Source organism: Rhizobium sp. USDA 3886, from assembly GCF_056279785.1.
In genome coordinates, this window is sequence record NZ_JBWCDC010000002.1 from 193,223 (window position 1) to 218,835 (window position 25,613).

At 58.8% G+C, this 25,613-nt stretch carries 25 protein-coding genes; 18 read left to right on the plus strand and 7 right to left on the minus strand.

Translation table 11 applies throughout. The features are described 5' to 3' along the window. The first annotated feature begins 1 nt into the window (after nt 1). From ACZ9BX_RS21135 to ACZ9BX_RS21160, 6 genes are all read left to right on the plus strand, one after another. A complete protein-coding gene (locus ACZ9BX_RS21135; protein ID WP_027511224.1) occupies nt 2-1,564 on the plus strand; it encodes an ABC transporter substrate-binding protein in 1,563 nt (520 codons plus the stop codon). 69 nt (nt 1,565-1,633) lie between these two features. Next, nucleotides 1,634-2,575: an ABC transporter permease gene (locus ACZ9BX_RS21140; RefSeq protein WP_132568688.1), complete on the plus strand. Its 942-nt coding sequence runs from the start codon at nt 1,634-1,636 to the stop codon at nt 2,573-2,575. 17 nt (nt 2,576-2,592) lie between these two features. Beyond that, nucleotides 2,593-3,465 (plus strand): ABC transporter permease, encoded by an 873-nt coding sequence (locus ACZ9BX_RS21145; protein WP_245505966.1) that lies wholly within the window; start codon nt 2,593-2,595, stop codon nt 3,463-3,465. Nucleotides 3,466-3,479: 14 nt separating this feature from the next. After that, entirely contained in the window at nt 3,480-4,466 is a 987-nt protein-coding gene (locus ACZ9BX_RS21150) for an ABC transporter ATP-binding protein (RefSeq protein WP_476220164.1), read from the plus strand. After that, nucleotides 4,463-5,473: an ABC transporter ATP-binding protein gene (locus tag ACZ9BX_RS21155; RefSeq protein ID WP_132568685.1), complete on the plus strand. Its 1,011-nt coding sequence runs from the start codon at nt 4,463-4,465 to the stop codon at nt 5,471-5,473. The genes ACZ9BX_RS21150 and ACZ9BX_RS21155 overlap by 4 nt, the downstream gene beginning before the upstream one ends. Beyond that, entirely contained in the window at nt 5,463-6,938 is a 1,476-nt protein-coding gene (locus ACZ9BX_RS21160) for a carboxylesterase/lipase family protein (RefSeq protein ID WP_132568684.1), read from the plus strand. The genes ACZ9BX_RS21155 and ACZ9BX_RS21160 overlap by 11 nt, the downstream gene beginning before the upstream one ends. Nucleotides 6,939-7,066: 128 nt before the next feature. Here ACZ9BX_RS21160 and ACZ9BX_RS21165 read toward each other — a convergent pair whose 3' ends face one another. The 5 genes from ACZ9BX_RS21165 to ACZ9BX_RS21185 form a co-directional block, all read right to left on the minus strand. Further along, the gene (locus tag ACZ9BX_RS21165; RefSeq protein ID WP_245505962.1) at nt 7,067-7,447 is read right to left on the minus strand and encodes a c-type cytochrome; all 381 of its coding nucleotides are present in this window, start codon (nt 7,445-7,447) and stop codon (nt 7,067-7,069) included. Nucleotides 7,448-7,724: 277 nt separating this feature from the next. Continuing rightward, nucleotides 7,725-8,633 carry a LysR family transcriptional regulator gene (locus tag ACZ9BX_RS21170; RefSeq protein ID WP_027511231.1) on the minus strand — a complete coding sequence of 303 codons (909 nt, stop codon included), beginning with the start codon at nt 8,631-8,633 and terminating at the stop codon, nt 7,725-7,727. A gap of 31 nt (nt 8,634-8,664) precedes the next feature. Continuing rightward, complete coding sequence (locus ACZ9BX_RS21175; protein WP_132568683.1) at nt 8,665-9,024, minus strand: alpha/beta hydrolase; 360 nt, start codon at nt 9,022-9,024, stop codon at nt 8,665-8,667. 326 nt (nt 9,025-9,350) lie between these two features. Beyond that, nucleotides 9,351-10,310 (minus strand): VOC family protein, encoded by a 960-nt coding sequence (locus ACZ9BX_RS21180; RefSeq protein ID WP_165928348.1) that lies wholly within the window; start codon nt 10,308-10,310, stop codon nt 9,351-9,353. Nucleotides 10,311-10,338: 28 nt separating this feature from the next. Beyond that, complete coding sequence (locus ACZ9BX_RS21185) at nt 10,339-10,473, minus strand: hypothetical protein (RefSeq protein ID WP_260308626.1); 135 nt, start codon at nt 10,471-10,473, stop codon at nt 10,339-10,341. Here ACZ9BX_RS21185 and ACZ9BX_RS21190 point away from each other — a divergent pair. The 6 genes from ACZ9BX_RS21190 to ACZ9BX_RS21215 all read left to right on the plus strand — a co-directional run bounded on the left by ACZ9BX_RS21190 (nt 10,463) and on the right by ACZ9BX_RS21215 (nt 16,692). Further along, nucleotides 10,463-11,206, plus strand: coding sequence for a GntR family transcriptional regulator (locus ACZ9BX_RS21190; RefSeq protein WP_051336650.1), 744 nt, complete (start codon nt 10,463-10,465; stop codon nt 11,204-11,206). The two genes, ACZ9BX_RS21185 and ACZ9BX_RS21190, sit on opposite strands and share 11 nt — an antisense overlap. 12 nt (nt 11,207-11,218) lie before the next feature. Next, nucleotides 11,219-12,076: a fumarylacetoacetate hydrolase family protein gene (locus tag ACZ9BX_RS21195; RefSeq protein ID WP_027511232.1), complete on the plus strand. Its 858-nt coding sequence runs from the start codon at nt 11,219-11,221 to the stop codon at nt 12,074-12,076. A gap of 393 nt (nt 12,077-12,469) precedes the next feature. Further along, a complete protein-coding gene (locus ACZ9BX_RS21200; RefSeq protein WP_165928347.1) occupies nt 12,470-13,606 on the plus strand; it encodes an acyl-CoA dehydrogenase family protein in 1,137 nt (378 codons plus the stop codon). A 9-nt stretch (nt 13,607-13,615) separates the two neighbouring features. Continuing rightward, nucleotides 13,616-14,149, plus strand: coding sequence for a flavin reductase family protein (locus ACZ9BX_RS21205; protein WP_087001733.1), 534 nt, complete (start codon nt 13,616-13,618; stop codon nt 14,147-14,149). Nucleotides 14,150-14,301: 152 nt separating this feature from the next. Next, nucleotides 14,302-15,396 carry an NAD(P)-dependent alcohol dehydrogenase gene (locus tag ACZ9BX_RS21210; protein WP_132568680.1) on the plus strand — a complete coding sequence of 365 codons (1,095 nt, stop codon included), beginning with the start codon at nt 14,302-14,304 and terminating at the stop codon, nt 15,394-15,396. A 324-nt stretch (nt 15,397-15,720) separates the two neighbouring features. Continuing rightward, nucleotides 15,721-16,692 (plus strand): SphA family protein, encoded by a 972-nt coding sequence (locus tag ACZ9BX_RS21215; RefSeq protein WP_132568679.1) that lies wholly within the window; start codon nt 15,721-15,723, stop codon nt 16,690-16,692. On the opposite strand, the gene ACZ9BX_RS21220 is transcribed toward ACZ9BX_RS21215, so the two are convergent. Both ACZ9BX_RS21220 and ACZ9BX_RS21225 read right to left on the minus strand, forming a co-directional pair. Continuing rightward, on the minus strand, nt 16,654-16,902 hold the full coding sequence (locus ACZ9BX_RS21220) for a hypothetical protein (protein ID WP_132568678.1): 249 nt from the start codon (nt 16,900-16,902) through the stop codon (nt 16,654-16,656). The two genes, ACZ9BX_RS21215 and ACZ9BX_RS21220, sit on opposite strands and share 39 nt — an antisense overlap. A gap of 175 nt (nt 16,903-17,077) precedes the next feature. Then, on the minus strand, nt 17,078-17,731 hold the full coding sequence (locus ACZ9BX_RS21225; RefSeq protein WP_027511236.1) for a TetR/AcrR family transcriptional regulator: 654 nt from the start codon (nt 17,729-17,731) through the stop codon (nt 17,078-17,080). A gap of 551 nt (nt 17,732-18,282) precedes the next feature. On the opposite strand from ACZ9BX_RS21225, the gene ACZ9BX_RS21230 reads away from it, so the two are divergent. The 6 genes from ACZ9BX_RS21230 to ACZ9BX_RS21255 all read left to right on the plus strand — a co-directional run bounded on the left by ACZ9BX_RS21230 (nt 18,283) and on the right by ACZ9BX_RS21255 (nt 25,605). After that, nucleotides 18,283-19,632 (plus strand): aromatic ring-hydroxylating oxygenase subunit alpha, encoded by a 1,350-nt coding sequence (locus ACZ9BX_RS21230; RefSeq protein ID WP_051336652.1) that lies wholly within the window; start codon nt 18,283-18,285, stop codon nt 19,630-19,632. Between the two features lie 10 nt (nt 19,633-19,642). Beyond that, a complete protein-coding gene (locus ACZ9BX_RS21235) occupies nt 19,643-20,143 on the plus strand; it encodes an aromatic-ring-hydroxylating dioxygenase subunit beta (RefSeq protein WP_087001728.1) in 501 nt (166 codons plus the stop codon). A 241-nt stretch (nt 20,144-20,384) separates the two neighbouring features. Then, the gene (locus ACZ9BX_RS21240) at nt 20,385-21,773 is read left to right on the plus strand and encodes an MFS transporter (RefSeq protein WP_037142513.1); all 1,389 of its coding nucleotides are present in this window, start codon (nt 20,385-20,387) and stop codon (nt 21,771-21,773) included. An 80-nt stretch (nt 21,774-21,853) separates the two neighbouring features. After that, nucleotides 21,854-22,732: an alpha/beta hydrolase gene (locus ACZ9BX_RS21245; RefSeq protein ID WP_165928344.1), complete on the plus strand. Its 879-nt coding sequence runs from the start codon at nt 21,854-21,856 to the stop codon at nt 22,730-22,732. A gap of 144 nt (nt 22,733-22,876) precedes the next feature. Beyond that, nucleotides 22,877-23,326, plus strand: coding sequence for a (2Fe-2S)-binding protein (locus ACZ9BX_RS21250; RefSeq protein WP_027511242.1), 450 nt, complete (start codon nt 22,877-22,879; stop codon nt 23,324-23,326). A gap of 2 nt (nt 23,327-23,328) precedes the next feature. Beyond that, nucleotides 23,329-25,605 (plus strand): xanthine dehydrogenase family protein molybdopterin-binding subunit, encoded by a 2,277-nt coding sequence (locus ACZ9BX_RS21255; RefSeq protein WP_027511243.1) that lies wholly within the window; start codon nt 23,329-23,331, stop codon nt 25,603-25,605. The last annotated feature ends 8 nt before the right edge of the window (nt 25,606-25,613 follow it).

The following is a 25,613-nucleotide window of genomic DNA, read 5'->3' on the forward strand; positions in this document are numbered from 1 at the left end:
TATGAAACTACATCTTTTGGTCGCCAGCTTTCTGGCGGCGAGCGTGGCGTTTGCAGGTGCTGCATCCGCTGAGTCCATACTGCGCATCAAGCCGTCGGGCGACGTCAAGGCTCTCGACCCCATGCTTGGCTCGGATTCGATGGCGCGCAACTACGGCTACATGGTCTACGACACCCTGTTCGCCTTGGACGCCGATCTGAAAATCCAGCCGCAAATGGTCGAGAAATGGGCGACGTCCTCAGACGGGAAAATATACACCTTTACGCTGCGCGATGGTCTGAAATTCAGCGACGGCGCTCCTATCACAGCCAAGGACGTGATTTCTTCACTGAAGCGCTGGAGTGTAAACGATAGCCTTGGTCAGCAGATGATGACCAACGGAGCAACCTTCGTCGAGGTCGATAATCGCACATTCACCCTCTCCTTGTCGAAACCCTGGGGTTTGGTGCTTGACGCTCTTGGGAAGGCGGGCGCGCCGGTTCCTTTCATTATGCCGGCTCGCGTCGCCGACGCGACACCGCCGACGACTCCGGTGACCGACTATACCGGTTCGGGACCATTCATGTTTCTTGCAAAAGAGTGGGTTCCCGGTGCCAAGCTAGCTTTTGTACGAAACCCGAACTACACGCCACGCGCCGAACCGGCGAGTGGTCTTGCAGGCGGCAAGACCGCAAAAATGGATCGAGTGGAATGGGTGATCATACCGGACCAGCAGACCGCACTCGACGCCCTTGGCAAAGGTGAGATCGACATCAACGAGGATCTCTCTGCTGACTTGATACCGTTGGCCAAGGAGACGAAGGGCGTGACGGTAGCCAAACAGGACGACATCGGCGTCGCGCAACAAATCCGTCTCAACACCATCAAGCCACCCTTCAACAATGTGAAGATACGCGAGGCATTGCTGTATGCGGTGAACGGGGATGATTTTCTCGCGGCGGTTATCAGCGATCCATCTTTGGGCAAGGCGTGTAAGTCCTTTTACACCTGCTCCTCACCGTACCACACGGAGGCTGGTTTCCCTTCTCCGGATCTCGAGACGGCCAAAAAAATGGTCGCCGAAAGCGGCTATGACGGCACCCCTGCGGTCCTGCTTGATGCGACGGAAAATGCCAACATTCATGCGTTTGTGACAGTGGCTGACCAGTTACTCCAGGAAATCGGCATCAAAACCAAGGTCGAGGCGATGGACTGGGCAACCGTCACAAGCCGTCGTGCAAGCAAGGAGCCGGTTGATGCCGGCGGATGGTCTATCTTCATTTCCGGTCCTGGGGGGCTCGATTTCCTTGAACCGGTCGGCCATCTGGGACTGCGATCGAACTGTGAAAAGGCTTGGTTCGGTTGGCCTTGTGACGCTGATATCGAGGCGATGCGAGCAAGCTTTGCCGACCTGACAAATCTCGATGAGCGCAAAGCGCTTGCCGAGAAGATCCAGCTTCGCGCGCTTCAGACGGTGCCTTACATTCCGATCGCGACGCAGTATCAGATCCGCACCTATCGCAACGATCTGTCGGGTCTCCTCACGCCCCCTGCTCCCGTCTACTGGAATGTCGAGCGGAAGTAGCATTCTTCCTCCTGGGGGGTCGAAGCCGCCCCCCGGGCTTGCACTCTAGCCACCATCGAGGAGTCTCGAATGCTTACCTTCGTATGTCGACGGCTGCTGTCCACAATACCCGTGATGCTGTTCATCGCCTTGTTCGTATTCAGCCTTCTCTATCTCGCACCGGGCGACCCCGCCGCGCTGATTGCGGGCGACCAGGCGTCGCAGACGGAGATCGATGCCATTCGTGTCACCTTGGGATTGGATCAGCCATTTTATATTCGCTTCGTCGGCTGGCTCGGCCATGCGTTGCGCGGCGATTTGGGTATCTCAATCTTTTCTCAATTGCCGGTCACAACTCTCATCGGTCAACGGTTGGAGCCAACGCTCTCATTGATGCTGCTCACCGTGATCATATCCGTCTGCATTGCAGTTCCGATGGGTGTTCTGGCGGCAGCCAATCAGGGACGCTGGATCGACAGGGCTGTTATGGCGATCGCCGTGTTCGGTTTCTCCGTGCCCGTTTTCGTGGTCGGCTATCTTCTCAGCTGGGTGTTCGCCATTCGGCTCGACCTCCTGCCAGTTCAAGGTTATACCCCGCTGGCCGAAGGTTTTGCTCCATTTCTTGCCAATCTTATCCTTCCGGCGATAGCGCTTTCCTGCGTCTATATAGCGTTGATCGCACGCATCACACGAACCTCGATGATCGACGTGTTGTCGCAGGATTACATTCGCACCGCGCGCGCAAAGGGACTTGGTCAAGGTCCCGTTCTCTTCATCCATGCCCTGAAGAATGCATCGGTTCCGATCGTCACGGTCATCGGTATCGGCATCGCCCTGCTGATAGGTGGCGCCGTGGTCACCGAGACTGTCTTTGCCATACCGGGAGTCGGGCGCCTTGTCGTCGATGCCATTCTACGGCGCGATTATCCGGTCATCCAGGGTGTCGTCCTGCTGTTTAGCGTCGCCTACGTCCTGATCAATCTTGCAATCGACCTTCTCTACACCGTTCTTGATCCAAGGGTGCGCTACTGATGACGATCAAATCCAATATGATCGCGAGTGGCGATCTTTTCCCGTCGGAACCGAGGCGCGGCAGGGTCGCTACGTTCGTTCGCCGCCATCCCACTATTGTCGCGGGAGGAGGTATACTGTTGCTGATGGTGCTGATTGCTGTTTTTGCGCAGTGGATCGCAACGATCGATCCCGACAAGATCGCTCCCATCAAACGCAACCGTGAACCCACGGCCGAGTTCTGGTTCGGAACCGATATGCTGGGGCGCGACCTCTTTTCGCGTGTCGTGTACGGCGCGCGCGTCTCGCTGCTCGTGGGCTTCGCGGTGGCCGTGTGCGCCACGGTTCTGGGGCTTTTAACCGGACTGGCGGCAGGCGCCTACAGAAAGCTCGACATGGTGATCATGCGCCTGATGGACGGCTTGATGTCCGTTCCTCCCATCCTTTTGGCTATTGCGCTGATGGCGGCGGTCGGCGGTTCGGTTTTCAACGTGATCCTGGCGATTTCGATCGCAGAATTTCCGCGGATGAGCCGGCTGGTGCGGGGGCTTGTGCTTTCGATCCGCGAACAGGCCTATATCGACGGTGCGATCGCATCGGGTTCCTCCACGCCGAAGATCATTGTGAAGCATATCCTGCCGAACACGCTCGGTCCGGTGATGGTCCAGGCGACCTATATCTGTTCGGCTGCGATGATCACCGAAGCCGCGTTGTCCTTCATTGGCGCTGGAACGCCCCCGTCCATCCCCAGCTGGGGTGGCATCATGAATGAGGGCCGAATGCTCTGGCAAATCAAGCCGTACATCATTCTGTTCCCGGCGGTCTTCCTGTCGTTGACCGTGCTGGCTGTCAATCTGCTCGGGGATGGTCTGCGCGATGCACTTGATCCGCGTGCGGCAAGCCGAATCTGAAGGAGGAGCAAAAAATGCCCATTCTCAATGTGAGCGAATTGCGCACCCACTTCCGCGGCGAGCGCGGTCCGGTTCGCGCGGTGGAGAACGTCTCGTTTACGCTGGAGAGCGGGACCCTAGCAATTGTCGGCGAATCCGGCTCAGGAAAATCGGTGACGTCACTGTCCATAATGCGACTTTTGGCAGGCGGCAGGGCGCGTAGCAGCGGGCGGATCGAGTTTTTAGGGCGGGATATTCTTTCGCTTGGCGAGGCCGAGATGCGGCAGATCAGGGGCAATGAGATCGGCATGATCTTTCAGGAGCCCATGACGTCCCTCAATCCGGTCCTCACCATCGGTCGGCAGATTGCCGAAACGCTGATCCTGCACCAGCACCTCTCCCGGGCGCAGGCGCGCGCACGCGCGATCGAGATGTTGCGGCTGGTGGATATACCTGCTGCCGAACAACGGATCGACGAGTATCCGCATCAACTGTCCGGCGGCATGCGCCAACGGGTCATGATCGCGATGGCGCTGGCTTGCGAGCCGAAGCTGCTCATCGCCGACGAACCGACGACTGCACTCGACGTGACGATACAGGCCCAGGTCCTCGAACTGATGGCGGATCTGCAGAAGCGCACCGGCACGGCAATTATTCTGATCACGCACGATCTCGGGGTGGTTGCGGATGTCGCCGATCGAGTCATCGTGATGTATGCCGGGCGGACGGTCGAAGAGGCCACCACGAAGGATCTCTTTCGGCGGCCCCTTCATCCCTATACGCGTGGTTTGCTCGCAACAATCGCCAAACTCGGCTCGTCGCTTGACGACAATGCCCCGTCCAGACTGACGGAGATCCCCGGCCAGGTGCCGAGCCTTCACGAATTCATACCGGGTTGCGCCTTCGCGTCACGCTGCCCGCATGCCACGGTTCTCTGTCGTCATACCGCCCCTGGCTTTGAAGCGGTGGAACCGGGCCACAAGGTTGCTTGCCATCACGTTGAACGGAGACTGCAGGCATGACGAATGAAACCCCCGTACTTGAGCTTAGAAACCTGCAGAAGCATTATTTCCTGCGCCCGGACTTTTGGGGCAGGCCGACGGCAACCGTGCATGCCATGGATGACGTGAGCTTGGCGCTCAAGCGCGGAGAGACGCTTTCGATTGTTGGAGAAAGCGGCTGTGGGAAATCCACTCTCGGAAAGACAATTGTTCGTCTCCAAGACCCCACAAGCGGCGAATTCCTGCTGAATGGCGAAAGGGCGGATAGGCTTCAAGGCGCTGCTCTGAAGGCATTCCGCGCCCGGGTGCAGATAATCTTCCAGGATCCTTTTTCGAGCCTCAATCCGCGGATGAGCGTCCGTGAAACTCTCGCGGAGCCACTGGTGAACTTCGGGCTAGCGGCGAGCAGAGCCGACATCGACGCAAAAATAGCATCTCTTCTCGACATGGTCGGTTTGCCGCGCGATGCCGCAAACCGCTACCCTCACCAGTTCTCTGGTGGCCAGAGGCAGCGTATAGCCATTGCCAGAGCGTTGGCACCGAGTCCGGACGTTATCGTGTGCGACGAGGCTGTTTCCGCGCTGGACGTCTCCGTTAAAGCGCAAATCGTCAACCTGCTTGGCGACATACAGAAGGAAACCGGTCTGGCGCTCATCTTTATCAGTCACGATCTGGCGATCGTTGAGCATCTTACGCACCGTGTCGCGGTCATGTATCTCGGTCACGTTGTCGAAGAGGGAGCACGACGGGAAATATTCGGGACGGCGGCTCATCCCTATACGCGTGCGTTGATTTCCGCCGCGCCCAACCCGACCGTGGAAGAAAAGAAGCCTCGCATCTTGTTGAAAGGCGACGTTCCAAGCCCGCTTGCTCCACCGTCTGGTTGTCGCTTTCATACCCGTTGTGCCTTTGCCATTGACCGCTGCCGCGCTGAAGTGCCACGGCTACGTCCGGTAGGAGGCGATCACTCCGTCGCCTGCCATTACGACTTCAACCGTGATGGGGTTCTGATACAGCATGCACACTGATCTTCCGCGAGATCCTGATTCGGGCTGCTTCGTCACGACGGATGCGGGAAGGCTTGAAGGACGGCATACTGGCGAAGCTATACGGTTCCTGGCCATTCCCTGTGCCAAGGCCCCGACGGGCAAGGCCAGATTTCGTCCGCCGGAGAGCCTGGAGCCTTGGGCGGGAGTGCGATCGACTGACGGTTTCGCATCCGTCGCGCCGCAGCTACCCGATTCGGGCTTCTACCCTGGCGATCCGGACGCAATGCCGCCTCGTCCGATGAGCGAAGACTGCCTTTATCTCAACGTCTGGAGGCCCGTATCGCCAGGACCCCATCCGGTGCTCGTGTGGCTTCACGGTGGCTCGCAGTTGATCGGCGGAACCTCACGCCCGGTCTATGACGGGAGCGTGTTTGCCCGTGCCGGCATCATATGTGTGACAGTTGGTTATCGGCTTGGCGCGTTCGGCTTCCTGGAACTCGGAGAGCAGCTTGGCACGGAGTATGTTGACAGCGGCAACTGCGCGCTTCGTGACCAACTTGCCGCTCTGGAGTGGATAAGGGATAATATTGCCGGTTTCGGCGGTGATCCCGCTCAGATCACCCTTGGCGGGGAATCCGCTGGCGGCAAGAATGTGGCGGCCCTGATGGCAGCCCCCGCCGCGCAGGGATTGTTCCATGCCGCCATCGTCATTTCGGGAGGCGCGGATACCGTCTCGTCTCGGGCAGAAGCGGAAGCTGTTACTCAGCGATTTATCGACATTGCGGGCTTTCCCGCTTCGCATCTGCTGGATGCTTCGATGGAGAAAATCCTGACCTGGCAAGCGATGCTCTTGCGTTCGGGGATCCGAAAACTTCCTTTCCGTCCGGTGTACGGCGGCGATTTTCTACCACGGAGCCCGCTCGCTGCAATCGAACATGGTCAGGGAGTCTCGGTTCCCTTGCTGATCGGAACGTCTCGCGACGAGTCCCTTCCAGCCGTCCAAGCGATGATTGCAGAAGAATCTTGGCGGCAGGATCAACTCAGCCATCTGAATCCAGAGAGGCTGGCAGCAGTCGAGACGCGGTTCCGAGCCGCCTATCCTGAACTGACATGGAGGGAGAGCCGCCTGCGCCTTTTGTCGGCCGAGGAGTACGGCCTCCCTTCCGTGCGTCTCGCGGATGCCCATGCGTCGGCGGGTAATCCGACATGGATGTATCGGCACGATCGCGGCTTGGCGGCCGGTCCGCTTGCTGGCTTTGCCCCCCATATATCTGACCTCAACTGGGTGTGGGGGCGGTCATCCGACGCCCAACACCGGCGCGGGATGGATGATCTCCATATAACGATCTGCAATTTTGTGAAGGAGAATCGTGCATCGTGGGACCAGTATAGTGTCCCGCACCGTCGCACGGCGCTCTTTGGGAATTCACGTTGCGTGGTAGATGATCCCTCTCGGAACATTCGTAATTTGTTCGAAGATACAGCTGATGCGTATCCCGAATAATAATCCTACTGAAGGGCTGCCGGGAAAGCGGCTACGGCAGGGCCTCGATGTAGAACTCCGCTTTATGGCCCACAGAGCGTGTCAGTTTTTCCAGGTCCGGTGGTCCAGCCCGAGAGAACAAGTTCACGTCAATTGAGGGTTTTGAGGTAGGATATGACGTCCTTCCGATCTTGTAGATCCGGGATGCGAGTAACCATCGTAGTGCCGGGAACGAGCTTCTTCGGCTCGCTCAAATACTCTTCAAGGGTCTCCTCTGTCCAAATGATTTCCGATTCAATCAACGCTTTAGAGAAGCGCGCGTTTCCGACAGTTGCGGCCGTGCGCCCAACAACGCCGGCCAGCGTTGGACCGATCTTACGGGTTCCATCAGTTGAGTGACAGGCACTGCAGCGGGCAAAGAGCTTCTCCCCTCGAGCCACATCCCCTTCGGCTTGAGCAACCGCGGGACACAGCACTAACGTAAAGAGCAGCACTATTGACGGGCGTAGCATATTCATCGACGTGGTCATTCCTCACTCGTTTTGCTTAAGCTTCCAGGCGCCGTGCGACTCCGTATGGTTACGCTTCGTGCCAGACATTGTTTCCACAGAGATACTGGCTGTGGAAATTAGGCGGTAGCGCCGCCATCGCGCCGCGATTTGAAGGGCGCCGTACTCCGTTTCCCAAGAAGAGCTTCTGGCCAGTCTTGCGCCTGCCAAACATATCCTGGAGCTTCCGGTGAAAACCTGATCACCTGTAACGCTCCAAGCCGCCATAGCCGCTGAAGCTGATGCGTGTAAACCGGGCTTACCCCAGTTCGGCCTGGTAAATCTCCTTCAAAATCGAAACGAACGTGCGCGTGAGGCGCGTGTGCTGACCTATGCGGATGGTTCCGATCGGCCGGTGCTCCTGCTTGATCGGAAAGGCGATCCTGACAAGTTTCCCGTTCGCCAGCTTCGGATCGACATGATGCGTTTGAAATGCCGAGAGAAACTGGGAATTCTGCGTGATCGCGCGCCGCAAGGGGATCATGTCGACCTCGATGGCAACGTCGGGGCCTGGCGTCCCGGATTCTTCGAATACTGAGGTGATTAGACGAGTGATCGACACATCCGGCGGCCCCAGAACCCATCTGGAGCCGGCGATATCCTTGATCGACGGCGACGGATTATTCACCAGAGGATGGGAGGAGCTTGCGAAAACGGCCACCTCCTCTTCGGCAAGGACATCCTGCACCAACCCGTCCGCCTCCGACCCCTTGAGAATGTAGTAGAGCACGATGTCGAGGTTATCCTGCTGCAATCCCGCCAGCATCTCCGCTGCGGAGCCAAACCGAAGCTCGATGCGGAATTCGGGATGCTTTTCCACCAGGCGCACCACGCTTTTGCAGAAGGGAAGCAGCGGGTGAACCATGACCACGCCCACCCTGAGAAGTTGGGCGGACGTATCCTGATGCAATTTGATGGCGGTTTCGGTCTTTCCGACCTGTTTCTTTATGTCGGTGGCATGCGTGAAGACCAATTCTCCGAATGCGGTCAGTTCGACGCCCTTCGGAGTTCTGGTGACAAGCGCGCCTCCAAGCCGCGCTTCCAACTGCTGGAGCGTTCGGGTCAGGGACGACTGCGATACGTTGAGCCCATGGGCGGCGCGGTTGATGCTCCCCAGTTCCACGATGGAATGGAACGTCATTAGGCCGTTCAGAGTTACCCAATGCATGTCGCCGTTTCCCCAGGCCAAACGATCTGGCTCATCCTGCTCTTCTCAGCAGCCATTCCCGTATCGCCTCCTCATCCGCCCGAACCGGCCGGTGCCCCGCCTCCACCATCTCCAGGCTGACATCGGCACCGGCAAGCGCCAGGTGGGCCGCGAGTTTGAGGCTTTCGTCCGGCCGCACCGTTTCGTCCAGGGAGCCCGCAACGATAAGGACAGCCGCGCCATCGGTCCTTGCCGAAGGGACATCCTCGAAGGGAATAGCTGGCCGAAGCGGGATCGCCGCATCGAAGGGCGCATTTCCACGGTAGAGACAAGCCATCAGGATATTCGCTCCGTTCGACAGGCCAAGAACGAGCGGCGGCTGCACGGCGTCCTTAGAAATAAATCTACGCATGAAATCGTTGAGACGGCTGCCCTGTCACGCAAATCCTCTTCGTCGAACAATCCGGGGCCGACCCGCTTGAAGAAGCGGCGCTTGCCATCTTCCCCGACCTGCCCTCTGATGCCCGCAACGGTCATATCCGGAGCGACCGTCGGGGCAAGCGGAACGAGTTCGCTCTCGCCTCCCCCGGTCTTGTGAAGGAGGAGCAGCGGCCGGCCTCCCAAGGCCTGAGCGCAGAAGGTCCGGTATTCGAATCCTTCCAGTTCCAGAAGGGTGGACATGGTTATTCCGGCATCTTGAGTGGGCGGCTTGCTAGAAAATCCTCAAGGTTGCGAAGTTTAGCGGCCGCCCCCTTGCCCTGAATTTCCACGCCCTCGAACTTCGAGGCCTCGTAAAGCCAGCTTTTCGGCGCCGGGAATTCCCATGAATGCCTGTTGCCGCGATGCCAGCGCATCGGCACATCCTCCGCATCGCCCATCTGGATCGGCGGGCGTCAGGATTTCCACACGATGATCGTCGGGATCGCGGAAATAGACATAAAGCGCATGTCCCTCTCCATGCCGCGCCGGTCCACGCTCGAGATTGCCCGAAAAGCCGAGCGCGCCGGCCGTATCCAGGGCGCGAAACAGGAAGGTCGAATCCGCGACGACGTAGGCGAAGTGGTGAAGAACCGGTCCCGGCCGCGTCAGAAAGACGATATCGTGCGGATTGTTCTTCCGATACATGAAGATGCCGAGAGGCTCCTCATCTTCTTCCAGGTCGACGAAATAGTCGGAAATGCGAAAGCCAAGCGCGGTGTAGAACGCGCTTGCCTTTGCCACGTCGGGCGCCAGAAGCTGCACATGATCGTAGCGTAGCGCAGCGGCCCCTTTCTGCAGTTGGAACTGGTCGTGCGGACGTTGCTGGACAGGCATGGTGGCGCAGAATTCAAGCGGCGATCCGACGCTGTCGCTGACATGGAGCGTACGGCCCTGATGCGGCAGGTCGACAAATTCGGGCCGATGTCCGAGATGCGAAAAATTGCCGAAGGCGCGGTCGAGATCAGCATCGCTTTCGACCCGGAAACCCAGGCGGCGACAGCTTGGCTCGCCCTTCGTCTGGACCAACGTCAGGCTGTGATGCGCGCTTTCCTCCACGCCTCTGAGATGAGCGACGCCATCACCCGTCGCCGAAACCACGAGCCCGATGACCTCGGTGTAAAAAGCTAGGCTCACCTCCAGGTCTGCGACTGTCAGCGAGATATGGCTTGCTCTTCGGATGGAAAAAGCAGGGGTCGGATTTGTGATCGGCACACTCATTGACAGGCGCTCCTTTTGCGCGCTTTGCCTATATCGATTTTTGTTCCATTGCAACAGTTTTACCCATAAACGTATCTTTATCGATATTTTGTTGACAGCGCATGACTTGGATGAATATAGCTTCTTCATAATCTGAAAACGGAGTATCGGCCGTGGCAGGCATTGCAAAATCTCCCGAAGAGAAGAGTGCGCCACTTTCGCAAACGACCGTTGTGTTTGAGCAAATTCGCAGCGACATTCTGCATGGCGCACTGGAACCCGGTTCGAAGTTGAAGATCGAACTGCTTCTCGAGCGATACGGCACGGGCGCGACGCCGGTGCGCGAAGCCTTGTCGATTCTTTCGACCACCGGCCTCGTCGAGCGCGTGGAAAATCGCGGCTTCCGGGTCGCGGTCGTCAGCCCCGAGCATTATGCGGAAATATTGTGGACCCGTTGTTTCGTCGAGGAGCGCGCGGTCCGCGAGGCGGTGCTCCACGGCGACGTGGCGTGGGAGGAAAAGATCGTCCTCGCCCAGTTTCACCTGCAACGGGAGGCGGCGCGGTTGGATAAAAAGGATGACGGTTCACTACGTCAGTGGGAAGCCGCCCATTTCGAATTTCATGCGGCGCTGATTTCGGCCTGCCCGTCGAAGCCGCTGCTGCGCTTTTGTGAGCAGCTTTACAACGAGAGCAACCGGTATCGCTATATCGCGCGGTTGGCGCGCGGGCCGAGAACCGGGGCAGTGGAGGAGCACAAGCGGGTTGCCGACGCCGCGCTGGATCGCAATGGTGATCTGGCGGGAAGCCTTCTCGTGGAACACTACCGCCGCACTGGCGAGCTTCTGAAAGCAAAACTGGCAGGCTTCGATCCGAAGGCGGGCATGAGGCCGGCGCTTAAAGTCACCGAACAGGGATAGGATGGAAGAAAAATGAGAATCTGCCGTTTTGACGACAACCGTATCGGGGTTGTGGACGGAGACGAAATCGCCGATGTTTCGGCGGTTCTGGAGCAGTTGCCGACGGTTAGGTGGCCCTATCCACGCGGCGATGCGTTGATTGCGAACTTGCCGATCCTCATACCGGAAATGAAGAAGCTGCTGCCGTCCGCCGAGCGCGTGAAAGTGGCCGATGTCAAGCTGCGCAGTCCAGTCGCGCAGCCCGGGAAAATCATCGCGGCGCCGGTCAACTACAAGCTTCATCTTGAAGAGTCCCGAGCCGATCAAGGCATCCATTTCGGCACCCAAGTCAAGACCATACAGGAATGCGGCGTCTTCCTGAAGGCGACAAGCTCGATGATCGGGCCGGCGGATGCCGTGGTCTCCGACCGCACGGATCGCCGTACGGACCATGAGATCGAACTTTGTTTCGTCATCGGCAAGACGGCGCGCCACGTCAGCGAGGCGGATGCGCTGGATTATATCGCCGGCTTCATGATCGGTCTCGACATGACCATTCGCGGGCCGGAAGAGCGGAGCTACCGCAAGTCGCGCGACACATTCTCCGTCTTCGGCCCCTGGCTCGTTACATCGGACGAATTCGGCGACCCCTCTGCTGTGGACTTCGAATTGAAGGTGAGTGGCCAAACGCGCCAGAAGGCGAACACGCGCGATCTCATTTTCGATTGCCGTAAGCTCATCGCTTACGCTTCGGAGGCCTACACCTTGGAGCCGGGCGACATCTTCATGACCGGTACGCCGGAAGGTGTCGCGCCGATCGAGCCCGGCGACATCATGAATTGCCGCATTGACGGCATCGGCGAAATGAACGTCGCGGTGCGCGCCGCCTGATTTTGGAGCAAGTCCAACCGGAGTGAAACGAGGACCGACAAGACTATGGCTTGCAAACAAGTCGTTAGGGCGCCGACCCGATTGAACCAGGTCGGCGCCCTAATCCTAATGTTCAACGCCTGCCTGTCGCTGATTGTTCAACCGCGGCAGGAAAGCGCCCAGTGACGGGCCTGTAGCCACTACCGCCGGCCTCTTCCGCCGCCACCGTCACGCCGGTTGGCGTTCTTCGAATGCGCTCACGCCAGTTCCTGTCCCGCATAACGGTATCGCAAAGGAGCATAAAGCAATCGGCGGGCCGGCTGCTATGGTCGGTTCAGTCGGAGGATTTTCATGAAGAAGACGGCGTCAATAACTTCTATTTCGCAACCCAGGGCGCGCGATTTGAAAATCGCGATGCAGTCGATCGCGAAGTCCGCAGGCGAGAGGGCCGCGCAGACAGACCGGGACCGGGTCGTTTCGGCCGAGGTCGTTTCCGCTATGCGGGATGCCGGCCTTTTCAGGGCGCTTCAGCCTGCCCGTTGGGGCGGCGCCGAAATAGACAATGCGGAATGGCTCGACCTGATCGTCGAACTGGCCCGGGAATGTGGATCATCTGCGTGGGTATACAGCGTCCTGTCCGCTCACGCGACGGCGATCGCCTGTTTCCCCGTCGAAGCGCAGACGGAAATCTGGACTGAATATCCGTGGGCTGTCGCTTCCTCGGCAGTGGCGCCGACGGCGATCGCCCGCCGGGTCGACGGCGGCTTCGCCGTCAGCGGTAAGTGGAGTTTTTCCAGCGGCTGCGACTATGCTCAATGGGCTCTCGCCGGCGCGCGCGTCGAGAATGGCGAAGGCGAGGCGCCGGGGATGATTTTCACATTGATCCCGTTCAAGGACATCCGGATCGAGGACGATTGGCACGTTGTGGGACTCCGCGGCACGGGCAGCAAATCCATTCATGTCGCCGACGTTTTCGTGCCCGAATACCGGACCCTGCCTTTCCGTCAGCTGATGGACGGCAACGCGATTGGAGCGCTGGATTATGAGACGCCGTATTATCGTTCACCGCGGCATGCCTGGGCTCCGTCAGGGCTGGCAGCGGTTGGCGTCGGAATCGCGCTCGGCTTCGTCGGCAAATTCACCGCCTATGCGCGGGACCGCAAGATTCTCAATGGCGCGACCATGGGCGATCTGGACACGATTCAGCTGAAGATTTCGGAATCGGCGGCAGAGGCGGAGGCCGCCCTTCGAATCCTCAAGGCAAACACCGCGGAGGCGATGGCCGAGGTCGCCGCGACTGGGACGCTGACCATCGGGACCCGCGCCCGTTGCCGCCGTGACCAGGCCTTTGCGACGCGGCTCTGCATGGTCGCGGTTGACCGGCTCTATACCGCAGCCGGCGCTTACGCCATCTACGAAGGCAACAGCATGCAGCAAGCATTTCGCGACATGCACGCGGTGGCCGGGCAGGTCGTGTTGAATTTCGACGCGGCGGGCAAATCATTCAGCAGGGTTATGATGGGGCGGGTGCCCGACGACATGCTGCTCTAGGAGGAAGCGATGGACCATAGCGCCGGACAACAGGACCTTACAGAATGCAGCCGGGACGATTTCCGGATGGCCATGCGTAAGCTCATCGGAGGCGTCGCGCTTATCTGCACCAACAGCGGCAACCGTCCGTATGGAATGACGGCGACGGCCGTGTGTTCCGTTTCCGCGGACCCGCCTACGCTGCTGGTCTGTCTCAATAGAAAGGGGAGCACCTGTTCCGCGGTGAGCGAGAGCGGCGCATTTTCGGTAAATCTGCTAGGTCCGGAAAATGTCGAACTTGCCAGCACATTCGCGAGCGCACCGGCTGATCTTCAGGATCGCTTTTCGGTGGGCGAATGGACCATGCTGAAAACCGGTGCTCCGATCCTACAGAACAGCTCCGCCAGCTTCGATTGCGAGGTCGTCGAGGAATTGGACAGCGGCTCTCACCGCATCTTTATCGGCCAGGTGCGTGCCGTTTCTCGATCGCAGGACGACAAGGCGCTGGGATATTTTGCCGGTGGCTTCGTCATCCCCGCGCAGCTCTTGCAGGCCCCCGCCTGACTTTTCGGCCCCGCCTAGGACGGGCTTCGCACCGTCTGCAGGCCGCTGAAAGGCGGCAAACAGGGTGGATTTGAATAATGCTCGGCTTTTGGCGCCGGAATGAGGAGGAGCGCCGACCGACTTTGCCGGTTCAGCGCAATGGGAGGTAATTCGTGCAGATAACGGCCGCGATTTCGCGAGAAAATGAATCTGCCCCGCAGCTTGAAACGGTGGAGCTCGGCGAACATTTGGTCGACGAGGTGAAGGTGAAGGTGGTCGCGACGGGCATCTGTCATTCAGATCTGATGTTTCACGGTCCCTTCGGCGCTCGTTTCGCCACCAAGCCAATGGTGCTCGGCCACGAGGGCGCCGGCATTGTCGAAGCCGTCGGCCCCGGCGTGCATGGGCTGAAGGTCGGAGATCACGTCCTTCTCAGTGGGAATTCCTGCGGCCACTGCGCAAGCTGTCACACGGGCCGCACGGTCTATTGCGATCATATGGTCGAGCTCTGCTGGTGCGGCTGCCGCGCCGACGGCTCGTCTCCGATTAGCCAAGGCGGGACACCCGTGTCGGGGGTGTTTTTCGGGCAATCTTCGTTTGCGACACATGTCGTCGCCTCCGAACGGACGGCTGTCAAGGTGCCGAAGGACGTACCACTGCATCTGTGCGGCCCGCTGGGCTGCGGCATGGCCACCGGCGCAGGCTCGGTGTTGGAGGCGCTTGCCGTTCGGCCCGGCCAATCCATCGCGATTTTCGGCACCGGCGCCGTGGGTCTTTCGGCGGTGATGGCCGCGAAGATCGCCGGAGCGTCGAGGATCGCCGCGGTCGATGTCAACAAGGAACGGCTCGAACTGGCGCGGGAAGTCGGCGCGACCGACATCGTGCTCTCGGACGGCCGCGCCGGTGATGCCCTAAAACGGCTTGAGCCGCACGGCTTCCATTTCAGTTTCATTACAGCCTCGCCACCGGCGGTATTCGATGCGGCGACGGCATGCCTTGCCGTTGAGGGTACGGCCGGCTTCGTAATTTTTCCAAGTGCGCCCTGGGTGCCGAACATGCAGGAATTGATGACGGGCGGGCGCAAGCTCCAGGGCATCATCGGTGGCTTCAGCAATCCTAAGGTCGGAATCCCGCTGCTCATAGACTACTGGCGCAAGGGACTGTTTCCGTTTGAAAAGCTGCTCACCGAATTCCGCTTCGATCAGATCGCCGACGCTTTCGAGCAATATCGCACTGGTAAGGTCATCAAGCCGATCCTGAACATGTGAGGACAGCGATCGTTCAATGCTTACAGCGGGGACATGGCGCCTGGAATGGTTCGATCCAGCGTCCCACGTTTCAAGACCATACGCATGAACTTTTATAGCCGGCTAGACGTCTTCCCGAATCCATGAACCGGGAGCCGTTTTCGTCCATGCGGCGGGGAGGCATGCGGACGACACGCAAGGGCGAGGAAGTCTTCGGGGCAGAGCAAACTATCCGATCAATTTCTGCTGGAGCATCGCAAGAGCGATCCAGCGCGGCTTGAGCCGTAACTTCTCCGTCGCGGAAACTTCGGAGAAGGAAAGGCCACCACACAGACGAAATAGAGAATGAACGCCACTTGGGGGGAATACATGATGAAGTTGAGAGTTCTTGCTAGCATTCTGGCCATTTCTTGTTCTTTCGCGGCGAATACCGTCGCAACGTCTGCCTATGCAGCGGAGAGTGGCGCGCTGCCGTATCAACCGGGTTCGAGCGGCGATTTCATCGGCGTGCTTCCGTATATACCCGGGCTCTTCATGCAAGAGAACCTATCGTATTCGAACAGCTATGCCCTGGTTGGCGACGACGGAAAAACAATTCCAGGCAGCGATCTGGACCTGAATGTCACCACCAGTACGTCGCGCTTTCTGTTTTCCTGGGGATCTATCGGCGATCTCCATCTTTACAGTCAGATTATTGTCCCCGTTGTGCATGGCGACACGACCGTGAAATTTGGGGGCTTTACTGCGGCAGACGGGAGTAAAACGGGATTCGGCAATATCTTCTTCGGGCCAATCATTGGGAAATACGACTTTGATGAATATAACTCGATAACATTCGGATATGATTACGCCAGTAAGCTGGGAAATTATAGCGCCACGGACGCTTTCAGCCCCGCGGTGGGTTACGCGTCCCACCAACCGACTTTCGGTTTCACCCACGCCGGGAAAGATGGATTCTATTTCGCGGCCCTCGCTCGTGGGATCTTCAACGAAACAAATGACACCACGCACTACAGGACCGGAAATGCGATTAACGTGGACTTTCGTTCGGGATGGCAGTCCGGCAACTGGAGGGCTGGTGTCGTCGGCGGCTTCTACGACCAGTTCCAGTCGGATAGCGGCGACGGTGCAGTGAATGGCAAGACGCGTTTGTTGTCCATCGGTCCGTCCATCTCCTACGATTTCGGCGGGCCTATCTTGAACTTCAACTTCAAAACAACCCCCATTGCCCGGAATACCACCAAATCGAATTCCTTTTGGGTCAGCCTGGCGGTCCCGCTATGGATGCCGAAACCGCCGAGCGAAGCGGATAGGTAACGTCGCCTTGTACGCACCAAGCGGCGGAAAAGTGTCGGAGTAACCATCAGGTGGCGTGCCAAAAAGCGATTTAAGGCCGGACAGCGGAAGCTGCAACGCACGGTTCGCAATGTTCAGCGGCAGTTCCATGATTGCGGCGACGAAGGATGGTGTTGGAAATCCGACCGTGATGTGAGGAAATGGCAGTGTCGCGCCGGTGGTTTGACCCATCACGCCCTCGCCCGCTGTCGGGCGGGGGGATCAGAATTCCAGCTGAATCTTGGTGACTTTGTGCCGGGCGATGCTCAGGGCACCGATAAAGCCTCGACATGACGCAGGCCAATGGAGGTCGCATAGGATATTGTAGTCATCCCCCGGCCGTGTCACTGAAAAACTTGAGGTGACTCTACCGGCCAACCAGGCCTCGCATGGAAAATGCGACGAGCTCCTCGATCATTCCTGTCGGATCATCGGTCTTGCAGAGTCCGCCCGACAGACGCCACAGGCGGTTTGCGCCCAGCGCATCGGAGGTCAGTTGCAGAAGTCCGCCCAAGACCATGTAGTAGCGCCAGCACACCTGCTCATATGGCATATCCGGCATGGCGCGCGCGATGGCGTCGATGAAGCGCCTTGCGACTGCGTCGCTTTGTTCGGAAAGCTTGTTGTCCAGAAACGGTCGTTCGACCGAATAGGCCTGAAACATCAGACGGGGAAGATAGGTTACGATGCCCTTCTTACCGATGGAGTTGGTGATCGCCGGCTCGATCATCGCCCGCAGAACCAGCTCCACATCCAAGGGGCCGTCTCCGGTCTGCTCTTCCACCCGATCGAGAAGCTCCATGCGCTTTTCCTGAAGCGGACCCAACAGCATCTCGAAAATCTCGTGGATGAGCTGTTCCTTGGAGCCGAAATGATAGGTGACAGCGCCGAGATTGACGCCTGCCGCACCGGTGATGTCGCGTATGGAAACCGCATCGAGGCCGCGCTCCGCAAAAAGACGAATGGAGACGTCCAATATTTCTTGCTTGGCATTGGGTTTCTGGATCTTTCGGCGATTCATAATGCGCTCGGTCCTTTTGACAAAAAAGGTCTACCTTCGCTGAATCCGGTTGACAAGAAACTATACCAGCATATACACAAATCATACAAACGTATGAATGTCGTTTGTGCGCGGCGGAAAACTGCCGGCTCCTTCGGGCGGGAAGGCAGCCGATACAAGTCCAAGCTGAACGTTGGCGCAGCGGGAGTGCGCCTTGGAGGAGAAAATCATAATGCCGAGTTTTCATCATGCCGGACCCACGGCCGTGCCAGCATCAATGGCGTCGCTCGACTGTCGTAGCGGGCATGCCTTCATGATCGTCACCGTGGATCTCGAGCCGTTCACGGCTTCCGCTAAGCCGTCGACGAGCTGAATGTTTGCGCCGGGACGCGCCCGCGTCAACGGTCGGCGATGACGGGCGATTTCCGTAGAATCTCGAAAAGGCCTCCGCAAAACAGACGGAGTTTCGCGTTGGCCGCTGCCGGCTGTCTGCGCAGCCGACGCGGCTCGAATTGCAGCCGAGCGCCACATCCGGCGCTCACAAGACAAATCATCCCTGGAGGAGTGAAATTATGGACACAAAGGTCTCAACACCGAGAAGCTACGATTCACAATACGATCTTGATGTCGGCGATCTGGTCGAGAAGGAGCGCATTCACCGGCGCGTTTTCGCCGATCAGGATGTGTTCGAGCAGGAAATGGACCAGATCTTCGGCAAGTCCTGGATCTATGTCGGACATGAAAGCCAAGTTCCCAACCCCGGCGACTATTTCTCGACCCAGGTCGGACGTCAGCCGGTGGTCATGACGCGCCACAAGAATGGCGAGATCTATGTCCTCGAAAACCGCTGCCCGCACAAGGGCGCGCTCGTCTGTCCCGACCGAAACGGCACCGCGAAGCACTTCATGTGCATGTATCACGGCTGGCGCTTCGACGGCGACGGCTCGCTCATTTCCGTTCCGGTGCAATCCGGCTACGACGGAACCGAATTCAATGTGAAGGATCCGAAGAACGGGATGCGCCAGTTGCCGCGCGTGCATAATCACCACGGGTTCGTCTTCGCATCGCTTTCCCCGGAAGGTCTGGATTTCAAGACATGGGCCGGCGAAGGGCTGCGTGGTCTCGACAACCTCATCGACCGCTCGCCGAGCGGCGAATTGGAGGTCATCGGCAATTGCTACCGCACCGTCCAGAACAGCAACTGGAAGATCTTCCTCGACAACATGAGCGACGGCATGCACACCTCGTTCGTGCATCACCAGATGGCGCGGGCCGCCCAGCGCACGCTAGAGAAGTTCAAGGGCCGCGCCCGTCCGGGCGGCCTCGACGTGGCGGCGATGCTTGCCGGCGAGCCGGACCAGATGGCGAAGATCGATCTCGTCGCCCATCCGCACGGACATTTCGATATGGCGGCATTCGCGCCCGAACTGACGGGCGAAGACGGGGAACACTACAAGGCCGCCCTGATCGCCCGGCACGGCGCCGACAAGGCGGCCGCGGTGCTGAAGCAGAATTTCCATAATGTGATGATGTTCCCGACGTTGGTGATGCAGCAGTCGCTTCAGCAGATGCGCGTCCTGCGTCCGATTTCCGTCGATAAGACCGCACTGGAGATTTGGGTGTTCCGCTTCAAGGGCGCTCCGGACAGCTTCACGCGTCGCGCGATCACCGGCGGCAACCTCGCCAACTCCCCGTCGAATGTCGTCGCGGCGGACGATTTCGAAGCCTATTTCCGCGTTCATCAGGGTCTCAAGGGGCCTCAGTCGGAATGGATCAGTCTGCATCGCGAGGCCAATCGCGACGTCCAGGTCGGAGAGGGCAGCTTCAAGGGCGCCACCGGCAATTCCGAGGTCTGCATGCGCAACATGTACAAGGCATGGCGCGAATATATGACCGCCGAAACGACCCGTCGCGAAATTTGAGGAAGAATTTATGTTGAATAGACCCAAAGACGTAACCGTCACCCGGGCCGAGGTGGAAGATTTCATCTTCCAGCAGGCCGAGTTCATCGATGCTCGTGACTATGAATCTTGGCTGAGCCTCTTCACAGACGACGGGACTTACTGGATCCCCGCGACGCCGCACGACTCCGACCCCGAGATGCAGCTGTCATTCATGTATGACGACCTGCCGACGATGGTTGCCCGCTGCGAGCGTCTGCTGGCATTCGGAACCGCAGGGCAGCAGCCGATCACGCGCAGCAGCCATGTCGTCGGAAATGTCCGCTTGGGCGAGCCCGATAGCAATGGCGACATTGTCGTACACTCCCGCTTTCATGTCACCCAATTCCGTCGCGATGTGCTGAAGACATATGTAGGTGGCTTCACACATCACCTTGTCACTACGGACGAGGGCTTCAAAATCCGCAGACAGCGCGTGGACCTCATCGATTGCGACGGACTCCACGACACGATCCTTCAAATCTATCTCTAAAGAAAGCCGCCCGGAGCATGCCGGGCGGCCATACATGCAAGCCGACATGCAGCACGCAGCGCCTTGAGGGGGATGGCCTCAAGGAACCAACGATGCAGACTCGCGTGAGTTGGGTAACGCCCCTTTGGTAATGCAGGCATGGCATTCATAAACGTCGAGGTCGCTACTACGGGTCCGATATTAAAGAGACGGAAGAGCCGTGGCGGCGTCAGATGCGCAGGTGGAAAAAAGGGAGAGGACTGTGGCAGGAGCAAGCGATGTGGACGGCCCGTTGGACATGGCCAAACCGGGTGGACTGATGATCCTTGTATGGATCCTCTGCGGCCTAGTGTTTTTTTTGGACGGTTACGATCTGACCGTCATTACATTTATTGCCCCCGAACTAGTAAAGGAATTCGGGTTCGATAAATCCGCGCTTGGGCCCGTTTTTGTCTCGAGCCTGGTCGGCTTTGCGCTTGCCGGACCCTTACTCGGTTTGGTCGGCGATCGTTACGGTCGCAAGCTGACGATCGTCGGAAGCTGCCTCGCTTTTGGTCTCGGGACGCTCGCGATGTTGTGGGCGACGACGATATCGCAAATGATCCTCTGTCGCTTCGTGATCGGTGTCGGTCTGGGCGGCGCGATGCCAACGGCGGCTGCAATGGTCGCGGAATTCGCCCCGAAGAAGTCGCGCAACAGGATATTGGCGCTTGCTGCCAGCTGCGTTCCGCTTGGCGCGATGGCTCCCGGCGTGATGACAGCTGTCTTGGTGCCGACCTACGGCTGGCACATTCTGGCCATCATTGGAGGCGTAGGTCCTATCATCCTGGCAGCTGTGCTATTGCTGACGATGCCGGAATCGGTCAAATACTTGGCAAACAACCCGAAAAAACACGGCGAACTGAAGTCGCTGCTCAAGCGGCTCGATGCAAGCCCCGACTGGGTTCCGCGCCTTGAAAATCAGCTAACGGAAAAAAGTGATGGCCGCTCTGTCGGACGTCTGTTCGACGGCGGAAAGGGTCCTATGACCCTGATGCTTTGGCTGGCCTTCTTTTCCACCGGGATGGCGCTTTTCCTGATCATCAGCTGGCTTCCGCTCGTGCTGCAAAGCCTCAACTACAGCATTCAGGAAGCCGGTAAGTTTTCGGCGATATTTGCTGGCGCCGGTATTCTTGGCGGCATCGTAATCGCCCTGCTGGTTTCGCGTGTCGGGGTCTTGCTGCTGCCGATACTGTTTGTCATCGCAATCCCCTTCCTGCTTGCGTTCTCTTGGTATGATCTTCCACAAGCGGGAATTGTCCTGTGCGTCCTGATACCAGGGATGTCCGTGGGTGCGCTGCAGGTCGGTTGTTCGACCATCGCCGGGCTTTTTTATCCGACTAGGGTTCGGGCGGCCGGCATTGGGTGGGGTCTCGGTGCGGGGCGCCTCGGCTCAATCGTCGGCCCGATGATCGGCAGTGCCATACTAACACTTGAACTGCCTGCGAAGGACATGATCGCTTTCGCGGCCATTCCCATGGCCATCGGAACAATCGGTTCCATTTTTCTTGTCGTGTTGTGCAAGCAGCGCTTTGGTAGCCTGCACGTCAATGAATCGTCCGATCCCCAGGCGACGATTGTGCCGACGGCGGAGTTGACTGCCGTCAAATGACCGACAGCACTCGCCATGTTTGCGGGTGCTGCCAGCCCATTGTATCTAATCGGAAACAGCGCACGGCAAGGAGATTGGGTGTGGATACCGCAACGATAACAACGGAAGACGCAGGAGTGGTCGTCCGCAAAGGAATCGCCTATGCGCGACATGGTAATGTAGAGTTGCGGGGTGACCTGTACCTGCCCGCCGGCGACGGACCGTTTCCGGTCGTGGTTGCGGCCCCTGGCGGCGGGTGGCGTCTTTGCGATCCAAGAGCAGCCAAGGTCTGGGGACCGTTTCTTGCCATGAACGGTATCGCATTGTTCGGCTTTAACTATCGTGTCGCAGACAAGACGAAGATGTTTCCGGAGGCAGTCTGTGATGTGGTCAGTGCTATACAGTTTGTCCGCGGCGCTGCTGACGAACTTGGAATCGACCCTGCCCGAATAGCAATGCTCGGTTCGTCCGCAGGTGCCCATGTGGGAGCGTTGGCGACGCTTGGCGGGGATTCTCCGCATTTCCGGAATGCGCAGCCGGCCAATGACTTCTCGAGCGCTGATGCAAGCGTCAAGACCTTTGCCGGCATTTACGGCGTCTATGATCTGTTTGCGCTGTGGCAGCAGGAAATTGCCGATATCACCGACCCGAAGGAACGGCGCTCCGAGTGCCTGATCGGTGCGCCACCTTTCGCGAACCGGCAGAGCTACTTCGATGCATCCCCGATAAGTTATGTCCGATATGCGGTGAACACGATCCCGATGTTCATCGCATATGGAACTGCGGATGAAACCGTGAACCCGCAGTTTCAGACAATACCTTTCATCGGGGCGCTCAAGCAGGCCGGCTTCATGGTCCGGGATTTCCCTGTGATCGGCGCCGGCCATTTCTGGTTCGGCGAAGAACCGATCGACGACCCGCGCGGCTACACGGGTTACATCGCTCCGCGGCTTTTGCGTTTCTTCAAGCAGTTCCTTTGAGTGACGAATTGCAGCACCGGAATGCCGGCCGGGCGGTTGAAACGGCCGCTTGGCGCTCCGGTGGAAGATGGAGCGACGCTGCGAGACGAGGACCATCGATAATCGCGAAGGACAGCATCTGCGTCGTGGTGAGAGGAGAATGTTATGCAAATCACAGTCAATGGAACCAAGCATGATGTGGACGCGGAACCGGATATGCCCCTGCTTTGGGCGCTGCGTGATCTCCTGAACATCAAGGGCCCGAAATTCGGCTGCGGGGTCGGTGCCTGCGGTGCGTGTACCGTCCTGATCGATGGTGAGCCGGTAAGATCGTGCTCTCATCCCGTATCTGCCGTCGAAGGGAGCGTAACCACCATCGAAGGACTGGCGCCGGGCGGGCTGCACGCCGTGCAGCATGCATGGATCGATCACAACGTGCCCCAATGCGGCTATTGCCAGTCAGGCCAGATCATGGCCGCCGTCGCCTTGCTGAACACGAACAGCAACCCCAGCGAGGCGGACATTGACGATGCCATGACGAACCTGTGTCGCTGTGGAACCTATCCCAAAATCAAGGCTGCGATCCTCGCCGCGGCCAAGCATGTGAAGGCTTGAACATGGGCCGCGTTGCAAAGATCGCTCGTCGAACCTTCCTCGGGCTTGGCGTCGCCGCCGCGGGCGGGCTGGCCGTCGGCTACTACATGTACAAGCGCCCCTACAGCAATCCGCTTGAAGAAGACCTTCCAGCGGAAGAGGCTGCGTTCACGCCCTATATCAGGATCGGCAAGGAAAGCGGCATCACCATCATCGCGCCGCGCGCCGAGATGGGCCAGGGCATCCATACGACACTGGCGGCGCTAGTGGCCGAGGAACTCGATGTCGGCATGGATCAGATCAAGGTCGAACATGGATTGCCTGGGAAAGCCTATTATAATCAGGCGATGTTCAATCAGGTCGCTGCCTTTCCGTGGTTTGACGACGGGCTGAAGGCGACGGCGACGCGCGAGATGATGCGCGTCATGTCGAAATTCATCGCCATGCAGGCAACCGGCGGCTCAAGCTCAACCATCGACGGCTACGAGAAGATGCGCCGGGCCGGCGCGGCAGCCCGCGAAGTGCTGAAGGCTGCGGCGGCCAAGCGTTGGAATGTCGACGTCTCGAAGCTGGAAACCGAGGCTGGAAAAGTCATTCATCCGGATGGCAGGACACTCGAATATACCGAACTGGCAACCGATGCCGCAAAGCTGGAAATTCCTTCAAGCGTTGAACTGCGATCTTCATTGGATTGGAAAATCCTGGGTAAGCCGCAACGCCGGGTCGATATACGCAAAATGGTGACCGGCGCGCCGATCTTCGGTATCGACGTTCAACTGCCCGATATGATCTACGGCACTGTACGTATGTCGCCGCGCATGGGCGCGAAGGCCGTCAAATTCGACGATGCACCTGCCCTGGCCATTAAGGGCGTGAGGAAGGTCGTTCAGATCGACACCGCCGTCGGCTCGGGTTTCGGCATCATCGCCGACAACACCTGGGCCGCGTTTCAGGGTGCAAAGGCTCTGGAGGTCGAGTGGGGTGAGGCTCCCTATCCTGCCGATGACGCCGGGATCGAAACCCTCTACAGGGATGCGCTGGCGCGCGCACCAGACTGGATCCGAGACGAGGCCGGCGACGTGGATAAGGCATTCGCGGATGCCGAGCCCGCAACCGTTGTCGAAGCGGAATACGAAGTGCCCTTCCTGGCGCATGCCACCATGGAGCCGATGAGCGCAACCGCACAATTCCGGGATGGAAAACTCACCATATGGACGGGCACGCAGATGCCCGGCGTCGACGCACAGGTCGCCGCCAAGTTTCTCGGCATCGAGACGGAGGATGTCACTGTTCATGTTACCCGTCTGGGCGGCAGCTTCGGTCGACGTGCCGGAGACCCCGCGCTTTATGCGGCAGCTCTTGCGCCCGCAGCGGAAGGCCGGCCGGTGAAAGTCACCTGGAGCAGGGAAGAGGACATGCAACACGGCTTTTACCGCCCGCGCGCGCTCGCGAAACTCAGGGCGATCGTGCAGCCGGGCAAATCGCCGGAAACCATCGATGTCAGCATTGCCGCACCATCGGTCATGGCAGGGCTTTTCGGGCGTTTCGCACCCGAAACACCTCTTCCCGCCGAGGACGAACAGACGCTGGAGGGAATGGCCGGGCAGCCCAATGTGTGGGCGAACAGTCGTTTTGCCGCACACAATATGAAGACGGCCATCCAGGTCGGGCTCTTGCGCTCGGTCGGCGGATCGTACAACGGCTTCTTCCACGAAGGCTTTATGGACGAACTTGCCGAAAAGGCGGGGCTCGACCCGATCGATATGCGCATTTCCATGATGAGCGCCGCGGAACACAGACCCGCAAGACTGGTCATGGAAAAGCTGCGCGACGTATCCAATTGGGGGCGCGCACTGCCGCCAGGTCATGGAAAGGGTGTCGGTTTCACGCTTTCATATGGGAGCTGGGTCGGCGAGGTCGTTGAAGTTGCTGTGACAGATGGCGATATCCGCATCGTCAAGGTCTGGTGTGTTGCAGACCCGGGCCATGTCTTGGATCCCGCCATCTATTCCGATCAGATGATGTCAGGCATCATTTTCGGACTTTCGACCGCCATGGGTCAGGCAATCACGTTCGAGGACGGGCGCGTCCAGCAGGAAAATTTCTACGACTTCGACGCCATTCGCATGGCCCAATGCCCGGAAATTGAAGTCCATCTCCTGGAAAACTCCCCTCGGATCGGCGGAGCGGGAGAATGTGGCGTCCCGCCGTCGATTCCGGCACTGGCAAACGCAATTCATGCGGTGACGGGAAAGCGGCTGCGCAAGACGCCGTTCAACCTTGCCGTGAGCTTCGCGTGATGAACGCC